Genomic DNA, 10599 nt, shown 5'->3' with positions numbered 1-10599 from the left:
TGATGCCGTCGGCCCGCGAGGATCCACCTTCCTGCATTTCCTCGTCGGCCACAGTGGGGGGCGTTCATTCCATTCCGTCATATGAGCCTGCCACTTTCTTACGCCGCGAATCGGCCTGCTGTCTGCCGTCGCGAAGCGGCGCCGTGGGTTGCTCTTGTACCGGGCTACGCCGCCTTCAGGAAACTCTCAAGAATGTTGTGACGGGCTTTTGCCTCGTGAGCGTTATGCCTGCTGTGCAGCGCGCCGCGGCAATGCCAGTGACATCGCCAGCCGGCCGATATCCCAGATAAAGCCCGCGAGTTCCCGGGCAACAGCTACCACCGCAACATTGACGTTCTTGCCTCGCGTCGCAAGTTTGCGATACTTCTTGCATAGCCGTAGCTGTGCGTCCCACGCAAGATCGATGATCGCCTTGGGAATGCCTTCGTGTCGAGGCTGCAGTGTTTTGCCTACGCGGGCCGGATGTCGGTAGCTCCACGCTGCTTCGACCAGCAGCTTTCTTGCATAGCTGTTGCCAGCCTTGGTGACGCCCCCTTGGCGTCGCGTTCCTCCGGAGGAATGTTCCGAAGGTGTGATGCCCAGCCACGCCATCAACTGGCGTGGATGCTCGAAGCGTGAGAGATCGCCGAGCTCGGAGATCATGCCGACTGCCGTAATGAACTGGATACCGCGCATCGCCTGTAACGCCAGCACTGCCGGATAGAAACCCCACTCGACGACGGCTTCGCGCAGCGCCACTTCCAGTCGCTCACACTGCGCTAGACGATCCTCGATTGTGCGTCGATGTTCTTCAAACGCAAGTTGCCTCCATGCTGTCTCGAAGGAATATTTGCTTAGCCAGCGTCGGTGTGCGGCGCCCCAGTCCGCGCGTCCGACATAGTGCACGCCGTGGCTTAGCAGGAAGGACTTCAGTCGTTGTCGCGCGTGCCGTAAATCGTCCCTCGCGGATGCCCAGGCTCGCGCCAAATCTCTGAACGCCTCGTCCTCGACGCTTGGTACATATACCGCCGAGAGGTCGCCGGCACGCAGCGAACGCGCTAGCTTTATCGCGTCGCGTCGGTCAGTCTTGACCCGTTCTCCAGGCTTCCGTGGAATCAACGAAGGCGCACATACCATGCAGTCGAAGCCTTGCTTGACCAGACGCCGGTACAGCCCATAACCGCAGGGCCCAGCCTCGTAGACGACTCGGATATGCCGCCCTTTGGATCGCAGTCGCTTGCACAAGCGATCAATTTCCGTCGGCGTCGTCCCGATCTTACCCATTAGCTCGACTTCACCCGCATCAATCGCATAGGCAACTGTGATCGATTCCTTATGTACATCAAGCCCGACGTACACCGTGCTATCGTTGTCCATGCTGGCCTCCGTGGGGAAGTTGCCGGGGTGCGGCCTTTGCCCACCCATGCGGCTCTGGCAGCGATGCTAACCCGCGTTGATGCCCCACGCCAGGCCAGCCCCTCTACCCACGGAAAGTCATACTGACTTACGGTTCAGCGGCAACGGATCTGGGAGCTTTGGCGCGCGGGTCAAAGCATCAGCGCGATCGCGCGGGCACTGGAGCGCGATGTAGAATTGATGCATCGGGCGATTGCGCGCAACGGCGGCATCAGCCCGGCTGCTCGCAAGCGTGCGCCGTGCGCGCTGACGTTGGCTGCTTGACATCGAGAGAAAGTTATCGAACGCATCCTCGGAGCAACAGGCGTCCTTGAGCATCTGGGTTGAGCGCGCCTGGCGTGTCTGCCGCCAGCGGGCGAAGGATAAGCACAAGCTCTACGCGCTTCACGCGCCAGAAGTGGAATGCATCTCGAAAGTGCAAGGCTCGCCAGCCCTATGAGTTTGGCGTCAAGGTAAGTCTCGCGATCACGGAGAAGCAAGGCCTTATCGTCGGCGCTCGCTCGTTTGCGGGCATCCCGTATGACGGGCATACCTTGGCCGGACAACTTGAACAAACGATCATTTTGCTTCAGGATCTGCCGGACGTCTCCAAGCCGAGGACCGTGCTGGCCAATCTCGGTTATCGTGGTGTGGATGCCGATGTCGCGCCGGTACAGTTGGATTCACAGAGGTAAACACAAGACGCTAACCAGTACACAGCGACGACGGTTAGAACGTCGCCAAGCGATAGAACCGATCATCGGACACCTGAAGCAGGATAATGGCATGCAGCGTTGCTGGCTAAAAGGACAAACCGGCGACGCGTTACATGCGGTGTTGTGCGCAGTGGGCTATAACCTACGCTGGTTGTTGCTCGCCATTGTCCGTCTGGGGCTTGGCCCGCTACTGCTTGCACTTGCCTGGCTGCGCTGCCGGTCGGAAATATGGCAAGAAACCTTGCCCGCACCTCCCGCAACTGCCTGACTTGGCGGAGTGCGCCGGAACTCGGTTGACCGCAGGAAAACGTCTGCGATGGAAATCGAATTTTGCGGGTCGGACTAACGTAAGATCAGCTTGCGAACGGACGCTATGGTGCTTGGTTCGTCATTGGTACATGAGCTTTCGCAGTCCAGGAAACTACACATCGCGTCGCTTGTTGTGAGGTCATCCAGCCGAGCTACGTTTAGATCTCGTCATGCGGGCGGGCTCAGCGCCGAGCGCACCACGCGTGCAAGCTCGTCAAGCTGAAACGGCTTGCGCAGTGCCGTGAAACGCTTATCAGTGGTTGTCGAAATATCGACGTCTGCGTAGCCTGTGGCCAAAATTACCGGCAAATTCTCGCGCAATTCGTGGGCCTTTTCTATGACCTGCAATCCATTCAAACCCGGCATGGCATAGTCGACCATCAGCAGGTCAGGGTCGTCGACGCGAAGGCGCTCGAGACCGCTAACGCCGTCACGAGCTTGAGAAACGGTGTACCCGAAAGCCTGCAGGCATTCGACAAGCATGCTTCGGACGTCCTCGTCGTCCTCGATTACAAGGATGTGGCGCCCCTCGACCGCGCGGTTATCCAAGTTTGAACCGGCGACAATTTCGGTCGCTTCCTTCGCTACGAGCGGCAACCACAATTCGACGGCTGTGCCTTTTCCCAGCTCGCTCTCAATGCGCGCAATACCGCCTGCCTGCCGTGCGATTCCGTAGACCTGGCTTAGCCCAAGTCCGGTACCCTTGCCGACCGGCTTCGTTGTAAAGAATGGATCGAAAACGCGAGAGACGATGCCTGGTTCGATGCCCGTGCCCGAATCGCTCACGCTGACGACAACGTAGCGTCCGGCGGCAAGTGTTTCGTCCGGCGCGGGGCGCTCGCCTGCGTGGATGGAAAGGCGGCCACCGCCCGGCATGGCGTCACGCGCGTTAATGGCGAGGTTGAGCACGGCGAGTTCCAGCTGATTGGAGTCCGTCCGTGTCCAGAGATCTTCCGCATCTGCATGAGTGGAGAACGCGATGGCCGGTCCGAGCGAGATCGAGATGATGTCACGCATGCTTTGGAGCAGCGAAGTCACGTTCACGGCCTTCAGGTCGAGATTGCTCGTGCGTGAGAATGTGAGCAGTTGGGCGGTGAGCTTGCCTCCGCGCTCAGTGGCGCGTTTGATCGTCGCTGCCATCTTGCGCACCCGCTCATCATCACTCACACGGGCAAGCAGCTCGGCGTTGGCCATGATGACATTCAGCAGATTGTTGAAATCGTGCGCAATGCCGCCTGTCAGTTGGCCCAACGCTTCCATCTTTTGGGACTGCACAAGCACGGCCTGCACCTTGGCGCGCTCATGGATCTCCTTCATGAGCCGATCATTCGCCGATGCGAGCTCACGCGTGCGTTCGCTGATGCGACTTTCAAGTGATTCATTTAGGTGCTCGAGCGCTTCTTGCGCTTTCACGCGTTCGATCAGATGCTGCTCGGATTCCGCCAGATGCTTGCGCGACTCATACTGTCGGGCGCGGGCGCGAAGGGACGATGTCACCGCTCGACGCAGAGTCTCGGAATTCAGGGGCCGCTCGAGAACCAGTACGTTCCCAAGCCGTTCTAGCAGGTGGAGGCTTGCAGCGGAACGGCGCTCGGCGACACGCCCGGAGAGCAGGATGATGGGGAGATCGGACCAGGCAGCTTGATGTTCGAGCCACTCCCCGAGCGCCCCGGCGCTATCGTTCTGAACGGATTCTTCCGTAATAATCGCGACGCCCGCGCCGCGTTCGAGTTCGTTCAACAGGCATTCCGAATCAGAACACGCAAGGCAGCTTCGGCCGTCGCTCGCGAGAACGTCGGCGATGACATCGGCGTCGCGGCCGAAGGGCGCCATGATGAGAACGCGAAATTCCATGGCGCTAGTCGGCGGACGGATTGTGCTTGCCTTTCGAAGGGGGCAGCATCGCCGTCTCCCCCTGGTATTTGGGTAGCCCACCCAAAATGCCTTCAAAGTCGCGCAACGCTTCGCCGACGATCAGGCCGTTGCCGCCAAGCTGGAACTGGCGGATCGAGCGCTCGTGTCCACTCGTGCGACTCTTGACGGCGGTGACCGCGGTGAGCACTTCACCCCGACGCTCGAAGTAGCGGAACAGTACGACCACATCGCTGAGATAGCTAATATCAATGTCGCTCTGAATCTCGCCGATGACGCCATGCTGTCCCAGAACAAGCATGGTGATCACGCCGCGCTGGTTGAGATAGGTGAGTAACTCGTGCATCTGCAACAGTAGATAGCGTTCTCCAGGCATGGCTTGCAAGAACGCGTTAAGGCTATCAATGGCGACAAAGCGCGCGTTGTCCTGCTCAACGCTGCGACGCACGTCACTGGCGAATTCGCCCGGCGAGATCTCGGCAGGATCGACCTGGCGCAGAGTCAACAACCCACTTTCCAGGTGTCGTCTGAGATCGATGCCGAGACTGGTTGACCGCCTCAGCAGTGTGGTTCGCGTCTCGTCAAAGAGATAGTAGACGCACGGCGTTCCGCGCTCTAGCGCAGCCAAAAGACACGAGGCGACCGTGGTCGTTTTACCGACGCCCGACGGGCCGACGAACAGCGTGTTAGTACCTGGAACAAGCCCGCCGCCGAGGAGTGCATCGAGCGCGTGTGTTCCCGTGCTCAATGCATTCGCCGAATAGTCACTGTGATGCTCTGCGGCGACGAGGCGGGGATAGACCTTGATGCCCCCCGTCTCGAGCGTCATGTCGTGGTAACCCTCGCGAAACTTAATGCCGCGCATCTTGGCAATGCGCATCCGCCGGCGTTCGCCGCCATAGTCGTGTACCAGATTGTCAAGGCTGATCACGCCATGCGCGATGCTATGCAACTGGAGATCGCCTGGTTCCGAAGTGTTGTCGTCAAGCAGCATCACCGTGCAGGCACGGGTTGCGAAATAGCGCTTCAAGGCGAGGATCTGACGTCGGTATCGCAGCGGGTTCTGCGACAACATTCGGAGTTCGGACAGGCTGTCAAAGACAAGTCGAACCGGCTTCAAGTCATCGACCCGCGCGATGACGTCACGGACAGTTTCGCCCAATTCGACTTCCGCGGGATGTAGGATCGTTTGTTCGTAACGCGGATCGAGGCCCTCATCCGTGAGCAGTTCGATGATCGTGATGTGGGCGGTGTCCCAGCCGTGGCTTTCAGCGACGGCCACGAGTTCGGCCTTTGTCTCTGATAAGGTCACGTACAAGCCGGGCTCTCCGACTTCGGCACCCTTGAGTAAGAACTGCATCGCCAAAGTCGTTTTGCCTGCACCCGGGGCGCCTTCAAGAAGATACATGCGGTGCGGCGTCAACCCGCCGCCCAGGATATCATCCAGGCCGCCTACGCCCGTTGAGATACGGCCTGGAGCTGGCTGATCGATCGTCGCTAACATAGGTTTGAAGTGTGGTGTCTGTTCCGTCGGCCGCTAGGGCATGCAAAAAGTGGGCCACGTATTCGTCAGCGTGGGCGAGCATCTCCGCGACCCGGTTGCGGCATGTGCTTCTCGCGGCAACCCCGCCACGGGCACGGCAGCACAGGCAAGGGCATGGGCACCGGCACGGCTGGTCGATGATGTCGTTGATACCGTTGGGGGCAAGCTGGGCGGAATTGCTCGTTTCGACGTCATGGCGCCGGGCTTGGTGCCGCCCATGCGACTGAGCTTCCAGCGTCGTGATACGAGCGGAAAATCCGGTCCTGCGCGCTGACTGCGCCGCATCCCATTTTCGACAAGCTGGCCGGCTACAACGCAAAGTCGCCGCCGGTCTTGCCCTTGCTGCTCCGGCTACGATGGCCCCGACATCACTGTATCGGTGGCACGGTGCCGACCTTTTCCGCCAACATGCGCTCATACACCCCAAAGTGCAGGTCGACCTCCTCCTGCGCCACGATCCGGACGAAAATATTGACCTGATCGGACACAAGCCCCATCACCGTTGCGAGAGCGGCCTCCAGTTGCGGCGCGCAGATCCGATCCTCCGCTACAGTAGAGCCGATCGTTATGTCGTAGGTCTTCTCTTGCCGGAAGACGATGTCGACGACGCGCGCCCGCGCACTCATATTGTTGTCGACCGCGGTCCGCGTCACTTCAGCGAGTTGGTGCATGACTTCAGTCGGGAAGCCTTTGGCCGAGCGCAGCCGGATGCGGTGCTTGCCAAGTGTGCGCCAATCAGTATCGAATTCCACGACGTCCTCCGAATTGATCCATTTGCGCGGGACGATATGGGCAAAGCGACGATTTTCAAGCCTAAGTTGGACCGAAAGAACGAGCAAGCGGTCAGGCGATTTGATGAGCGACGACATCGATCCCCGGAACGGGACCATGGCGCTGTGAATCCGTCGCGACGGCGTCGACGCCCGTCGCCGAGAAGCATCGCAGCCGTGGGTTCACGCCTTCATAGGCGGTCCGTTCGTCTTCGCGGACAGACGACGAGAGTCGCGGTGTCACGCGCGGCGACGCTGCTGCGCCCCGTCAGTCCACAGCGGCAACTTGAAATTTTCGGAGAGATTTAGTACGTTATTTTTAGCTCAGGCAGTGTGTCCGCCGCCCGATCGGTCGCACGCTGCGTGTTTCCATTTGTTTGCTGGCAGCATCGCAGGCGAACTGGAGCGCGCAAGCCCGTTCTCTTCCTTGCTGCGTCGAAGGAGAAGACGATGAGTAAGCTTTTTTTGTGCTCGGCTTCGCTTGGTCTGGTCGAGCATTTCCCCCGCAAGAGCCACGTGGTTTCCAGCCTATTCTTGATCATCGTGCGGCGCGTCCGTCGCATGCGTCGGAGCGGGTCCACGCCTCGAGACTCCGCCAGTTTTCCGCTCGCGTCGGAGCGCAATAGCGCGACGCCGTGTGCGTGCAAGCAACGTTGTGCGATGCGCGCCCATCGCGTTGTTTGTGCCCATGCGTGACTTTCAGGTGCCGCGATAACGCCGTGCCCACCGCCAGTCGGATGACTTTGACCAACGTACGCATCGCCTCTGTCAGGAAACCTTATTGGCGTGCAACAGAATTGGCGCCGGGTCAAGCTCATCCATTCGTACTCGAATCCCATGGTGTCGTCGCATGGTCTGTCAGGAGCGCCGTGATAACAGGGCTGCGGTCGCCCGCTTTCCATGAACGAAACATCACCGCTCGCCCCCTTGAAATTTCTGTTCTGCAACCTATCTTAGATTTCGCTCAGGCAGTCGCGCCAGCAGTCCGGCGCACTGCGTGTTTCGATTTGTTTGCCCGCGGCACGGCAGACGAACTGGAGCGCGTAGGCCGGTTCGTCTTCCTGCTCGTTCAAAGGAGGAATTGATCATGAGCGAACTCACTTTCGGGACCGACCTCTTTAGCGAGTTCGACCGTCTGCAACGGCAGATGGCGGGCCTCTTCGGCGGTTTCCCGTCCAGCATCCGTTCCGGGCCGTTTGGCGCCTTCCCGCAGATCAACATCGGCTCGACCGACGACTCGATCGAGATCGTCGCGTTCGCGCCGGGTGTCGACCCGCAGAAACTCGACGTGTTCATCGACAAGGGGCTGCTGACCATCAGCGGCGAGCGCGAGCCTTCGCAGCCAGAAGCGACTGGCGACGACATGCGCACCTACGCGCAGGAGCGGTTCGTCGGTACTTTCCGGCGCGTTATTGAACTCCCACAGCACGCTGACCCCGACAAGGTCTCGGCGGGATACGCCAATGGCTGCCTGACCGTGAGCATCGGCAAACGGGAGACGTCCAAGCCGCGGGCCATTACGGTGCAATGAAATCTTTTGCGGATTGAGGAGAACATCATGAACGACACGACCGAGCTTGCAAAAAAGGATCAAACGGAAGTGGCGAGGCGTGAAGGCGACCAGTCGCAACGTCGCATCACGCTAACGCCGCCCGTGGACATCTTCGAGAACAGCCAGGGCGTGACCCTGTGGGCCGATTTGCCCGGCGTGACAAAGGATCGACTGGAAGTGAAGGTACACGATGGCAGCCTGTACATTGAGGCCGAGGCGGTGGTACCCACGCCGGCAGGACTGCGCCTGCAGCACGCGGAGATTCGTCGGCCCCATTTCGCGCGGGCGTTCTCTCTTGGGGCTGACCTGGACGCATCGAAAATCGATGCAAACCTTAAAGATGGCGTGTTGAAGTTGACAATACCGCGCCGCGACGAAGCCCGGCCGCGCCGGATCGAAGTACGGACGGACTGAGCCAGCGGGCCGGCAGCAACGGTGGGGGAGAACCGGGTGGTGGCCGTCTGGCTGCCACCTGTCGACTGCCTGGGCTCCGGCGCGGGTCGTTATACACGAGTGCTGGCATTGGAGACAGACTGAGTCAGCGAACAGCCGGCACGCGTGCGCAAGCAGTTCCTCCAAGAGACATTGTTGCGCCGGGTCGGAATGTTGGTCTGCCACGTCATAGAGGAGAATACGATGAGCACCGACCCGAAGAAATGGAATCCCTTCAAGTTCCTTCGCGGTTCAGCCCGCAAGACCGATGCGGACGGGCGCTCGGAAACGCCTTCGGCAAATGAACAGGGGCGGGCCTCGTGGCCTGAAATTCCGCGACTTTTTTCAAGCGAAGCGTGGCGTGCAATGGAAGAGTTCTTTCATGAGCCACTTGCGGCCCGGGGCGCGCTCGAACGATGGTTTGGCGACTTCAGTTCGTCTCGCTTCCAGCCGCGCATCGACGTGGTCGATGAGGGGAAGGTGCTGCGCGTAACAGCCGAGTTGCCTGGCATGGCGCGCGAAGATCTGAATGTGAGCGTCGAGGACGGGGCGATCGTGCTGCGTGGCGAGAAAAAGCAGGACGTGCGCAGCGAAGAGAACGGCTGCTACCGGCTGGAGCGCGCCCATGGAACGTTCGTGCGCATGATCCCGATGCCGGATTACGCTGACCCAGATCACGCGCTGGCGAAATTCGACAACGGCGTGCTCACGTTGACGGTACCGAAATTAGAGCCAACGCGCACCGCGAGCCGCACGATTGATATCGGCTAGAGCATCGAGGGGATCGGGTCGTTAGCTCAGCTGGTAGAGCAGCGGACTTTTAATCCGTTGGTCACTGGTTCGAACCCAGTACGGCCTATAACAAGCCTCGACGTAAATGCTGGCCCATGGGTCGCGACTTCTCGGTTTCTTTGTCGTTCAGTACCGGCGACCTGAGCTGGTAGAGCCCAGGTAAGCTCGCTAAATTCGGTGCGGCATGAGGCTTAGCGTCTTTCGCTTGAAATTTTCGAGGCAAGGTGGATTGCGTCGTGCCTCGTACCCGCTCGAATGTCACACCAGAACTCTTGGTGACAAGCGTCGAGAAGGCGGGCGGCCTGGTAGCGGTGGGCGTGACTCGCAAGCCAGAACAGGCAACCGTCGAAAAATACTTTCATGGCAGGCCGGGCGGCACGCATCGTCCCCAAACGGATGGAATTTAAAGCGTCGTCTACGGCTGAACTGGTGACCACTCCTTGCATGAGGAGATCATCGCTTATTGAGAGTTGTGTGAACTTGAGGTAGTCCAGGCCGAGCACGCCGGATGGAAGCTTGGGCGAGGGCGCGCCACCTGCTTGAGAACTGCTGGGCATATCACTTCGAGCGGTGGGAGCGGTGGCTCGGTAGCAACACCGTGAGAGGCGCCCCGAGTCCGTAGGGCGCCGATCCGTGTATGTCTACCATCATCAGGCAGCGCTAGCCTGGCCGTCAGACGGGCCAATACATCTTGGTTGCCGTTTGGTCTGTTTGGTCATGAGCCTCGTGAGCGCGGGCGCCCCTAACCTGCGAAACACGGTGTTTGCTTGCGGCATGAATATCTCCGGCCAAGTGCCGCATAGAAACTCGAACGCGGGGCGGACTTCCGCCAACAGTGACAAAAGCGCACTATCGGATTCGCCGTGAGGTTTCGGGCGGCTGATCGAATCGCCGAAGAGCACCTCCTGGACAAGGGCCACCCCTCCGCGCTCCGCCACAAAGGAAAGCACTGGATAGAAGCGGGGATTGTCGACAATAGCTTGCCCGTACGTCTCCGCGAGAGCGATCAATATCGCCATCTCCATGCGCGATGGCGGCAGGCAAAAACGAAGATAGTGGCTTGGCCGCAACCCTCGCTGCATTGAAGCTTGGCGCATCAGCGTCACGACTTTCTCGAGTTCCGAAACGATGCGCGCGACTGCGTCGTTGGGCATCGCCTCGCTGGCTGGGTCGGCCCCCGCAAACACCGGACATGCGGCAACGCTTAAATTTTGAGGTAGTCTTCTGCCTATGTTTAAG

11 protein-coding genes, 1 tRNA gene and 1 pseudogene are annotated in these 10599 nt (G+C 59.8%); 8 read left to right on the top strand and 5 right to left on the bottom strand.

Annotation, left to right across the window (positions count from 1 at the left end; translation table 11 throughout):
- Nucleotides 1-222: 222 nt before the first annotated feature.
- Nucleotides 223-1356 (bottom strand): IS110 family RNA-guided transposase, encoded by a 1134-nt coding sequence (locus AWB74_RS42430; RefSeq protein WP_061152500.1) that lies wholly within the window; start codon nucleotides 1354-1356, stop codon nucleotides 223-225.
- A 147-nt stretch (nucleotides 1357-1503) separates the two neighbouring features.
- On the opposite strand from AWB74_RS42430, the pseudogene AWB74_RS49110 reads away from it, so the two are divergent.
- The 3 genes and pseudogenes from AWB74_RS49110 to AWB74_RS47975 form a co-directional block, all read left to right on the top strand.
- Nucleotides 1504-1653 (top strand): annotated as a pseudogene (locus tag AWB74_RS49110) (IS30 family transposase); the annotation flags it as partial.
- An 80-nt stretch (nucleotides 1654-1733) separates the two neighbouring features.
- Nucleotides 1734-2069 carry a hypothetical protein gene (locus AWB74_RS49105; protein WP_061152497.1) on the top strand — a complete coding sequence of 112 codons (336 nt, stop codon included), beginning with the start codon at nucleotides 1734-1736 and terminating at the stop codon, nucleotides 2067-2069.
- Nucleotides 2029-2358 carry a transposase gene (locus AWB74_RS47975; protein ID WP_456061766.1) on the top strand — a complete coding sequence of 110 codons (330 nt, stop codon included), beginning with the start codon at nucleotides 2029-2031 and terminating at the stop codon, nucleotides 2356-2358. The genes AWB74_RS49105 and AWB74_RS47975 overlap by 41 nt, the downstream gene beginning before the upstream one ends.
- A gap of 209 nt (nucleotides 2359-2567) precedes the next feature.
- Here the strand turns inward: AWB74_RS47975 and AWB74_RS42420 are convergent, their stop codons facing one another.
- Together AWB74_RS42420 and AWB74_RS42415 are read right to left on the bottom strand one after the other, a co-directional pair.
- Nucleotides 2568-4253: a response regulator gene (locus AWB74_RS42420; protein WP_061152496.1), complete on the bottom strand. Its 1686-nt coding sequence runs from the start codon at nucleotides 4251-4253 to the stop codon at nucleotides 2568-2570.
- Between the two features lie 4 nt (nucleotides 4254-4257).
- Nucleotides 4258-5775 (bottom strand): ATPase domain-containing protein, encoded by a 1518-nt coding sequence (locus AWB74_RS42415; protein WP_061152495.1) that lies wholly within the window; start codon nucleotides 5773-5775, stop codon nucleotides 4258-4260.
- Nucleotides 5776-5815: 40 nt separating this feature from the next.
- Between AWB74_RS42415 and AWB74_RS46155 the strand changes: the two genes are divergently transcribed.
- A complete protein-coding gene (locus AWB74_RS46155; protein ID WP_143749481.1) occupies nucleotides 5816-6088 on the top strand; it encodes a hypothetical protein in 273 nt (90 codons plus the stop codon).
- Nucleotides 6089-6182: 94 nt separating this feature from the next.
- On the opposite strand, the gene AWB74_RS42410 is transcribed toward AWB74_RS46155, so the two are convergent.
- Nucleotides 6183-6566: a hypothetical protein gene (locus AWB74_RS42410; protein ID WP_061152499.1), complete on the bottom strand. Its 384-nt coding sequence runs from the start codon at nucleotides 6564-6566 to the stop codon at nucleotides 6183-6185.
- A 1105-nt stretch (nucleotides 6567-7671) separates the two neighbouring features.
- Between AWB74_RS42410 and AWB74_RS42405 the strand changes: the two genes are divergently transcribed.
- From AWB74_RS42405 to AWB74_RS42390, 4 genes are all read left to right on the top strand, one after another.
- Complete coding sequence (locus AWB74_RS42405) at nucleotides 7672-8115, top strand: Hsp20/alpha crystallin family protein (RefSeq protein WP_061152494.1); 444 nt, start codon at nucleotides 7672-7674, stop codon at nucleotides 8113-8115.
- A 27-nt stretch (nucleotides 8116-8142) separates the two neighbouring features.
- Nucleotides 8143-8550: an Hsp20/alpha crystallin family protein gene (locus AWB74_RS42400; RefSeq protein WP_061152498.1), complete on the top strand. Its 408-nt coding sequence runs from the start codon at nucleotides 8143-8145 to the stop codon at nucleotides 8548-8550.
- Between the two features lie 222 nt (nucleotides 8551-8772).
- Nucleotides 8773-9339 (top strand): Hsp20/alpha crystallin family protein, encoded by a 567-nt coding sequence (locus AWB74_RS42395; RefSeq protein WP_061152493.1) that lies wholly within the window; start codon nucleotides 8773-8775, stop codon nucleotides 9337-9339.
- Nucleotides 9340-9354: 15 nt separating this feature from the next.
- A tRNA-Lys gene (locus AWB74_RS42390) sits at nucleotides 9355-9427 on the top strand.
- A 583-nt stretch (nucleotides 9428-10010) separates the two neighbouring features.
- On the opposite strand, the gene AWB74_RS42380 is transcribed toward AWB74_RS42390, so the two are convergent.
- Nucleotides 10011-10599, bottom strand: a 589-nt coding sequence (locus AWB74_RS42380) for a hypothetical protein (RefSeq protein WP_235024921.1), incomplete at its 5' end; no start/stop codon positions are given.

The organism is Caballeronia arvi, assembly GCF_001544695.2.
GTDB classification, from domain to species: Bacteria; Pseudomonadota; Gammaproteobacteria; order Burkholderiales; family Burkholderiaceae; genus Caballeronia; species Caballeronia arvi.
Note: the sequence above shows the minus strand (reverse complement) of the source record. Positions and strands in the feature narration are given on the sequence as shown.